2 protein-coding genes are annotated in these 1382 nt (G+C 71.9%); both read left to right on the top strand.

The genetic code is table 11. The features are described 5' to 3' along the window. Positions 1-128: 128 nt before the first annotated feature. A complete protein-coding gene (locus BM419_RS31580) occupies positions 129-1037 on the top strand; it encodes a tyrosine-type recombinase/integrase (protein WP_091928779.1) in 909 nt (302 codons plus the stop codon). A 4-nt stretch (positions 1038-1041) separates the two neighbouring features. Beyond that, positions 1042-1382, top strand: a 341-nt coding sequence (locus BM419_RS31575; protein ID WP_175556433.1) for an IS91 family transposase, incomplete at its 3' end; no start/stop codon positions are given.

Below are 1382 nucleotides of genomic sequence, written 5' to 3'. Positions count from 1 at the left end.
GAACGAACCCGCTCGCGCGGGAGGGGTGGCAGCGTCGACGTCGGCGGGTTGAGCCGAAGGCCCTGCGCCGATTGAGCGTCGCCCGGCCCGGGCGGACGATCCCGGCTCCCTTCGAGCGGAGCCATCCCATGACCGTCCTTGCCGTTCCCGCCGCTGCCGGCGGCTCGCTGCGTCAGCGCCTGATCGACGACATGACCCTGCGCCGGTTCTCCCGGGCGACGCAGCGCAACTACATCCGCGACGTCGGGCGGCTGGCCGCCTTCCTGCGGCGATCGCCCGATACCGCGACCGGTGACGACCTGCGCCGCTTCCAGATCGCCCAGCAGGAACTCGGCCTCGGCGTGCCGACGATGAACGCCATCGTCTCCGCCCTGCGCTTCTTCTTCGTCCACACGCTCAGCCGCCCCGATCTCGCCCGCAGGCTGGTCCGCCTCAACCATCCCCGCACCCTGCCCGACGTGCTGAGCGCCGACGAGGTCGGGCGTCTGCTCGATGCCACGGTCTGCCTGAAGCATCTCGCCGCCCTGTCGCTCGCCTACGGCGCGGGCCTGCGCGTGGCCGAGGTCGCCGCGCTCAGGATCGGCGATATCGACTCGACCCGCATGATCCTGCGGATCGAACGCGGCAAGGGCGGCCGCGACCGCAATGCCATGCTGTCAGCCGATCTCCTGGACCTGCTGCGGCGCTGGTGGAGCGAGGGCCACCGGCAGGGTGTCCTGCAGCGCCAGGGCTGGCTGTTCCCCGGCCAGGACTGGGCACGGCCGATCAGCACACGCCAGCTTCACCGCGTCGTCGTCGAGGCGGCGCGCGCGGCCGGGATCCCCAAGCGGGTCGGTCCCCATACCCTGCGCCACTCCTTCGCCACCCATCTCCTGGAGGACGGCGTCGACATCCGCGTCATCCAGGTCCTGCTCGGGCACAGCCGGCTCGACACCACCGCCCTCTACGCCAAGGTCGCAACCCGGACGGTGCGGGCCGTGACCAGCCCCCTCGACAGGCTCGCCCTGTTCCATAGACAGGGGGCAGCGCCGGACTGAGACGATGCCCGCCGCGATCGAGTTGGCCGACGTCTTCCGCGCCGCCGGTCCGGCCTATCGCGCCGAGCAGGCCGGGCATCTGAGCCTGGATACGCTGAAGGTGATGGCGGCGATCGAGCGCTGCCGCACCGCCAGCCTCGGCGGCCATGTCGAGGGCTGCGACGCATGCGGCCACCTGCGCGTCGCCTACAACTCCTGTCGCAACCGGCATTGCCCCCGGTGCCAGGGCGCGGCCGCCCGCGACTGGCTCGCCGCGCGCGAGGCCGACCTCCTGCCGGTCGGCTACTTCCACGTCGTCTTCACCCTGCCGGCCGAGATCGCCGCCATCGCCTTCCACAACAAGGC

This window comes from Methylobacterium sp. yr668 (assembly GCF_900116245.1).
Classification (GTDB): domain Bacteria; phylum Pseudomonadota; class Alphaproteobacteria; order Rhizobiales; family Beijerinckiaceae; genus Methylobacterium.
The sequence above is the reverse complement of the archived record's forward strand: the minus strand, read 5'-3'. Positions and strand labels throughout refer to the sequence as shown.

What these genes read in the sequence shown, in the direction of transcription:
- BM419_RS31580 (WP_091928779.1), top strand. Translation starts at nt 129, where the DNA reads ATGACCGTCCTTGCCGTTCCCGCCGCTGCCGGCGGCTCGCTGCGTCAG.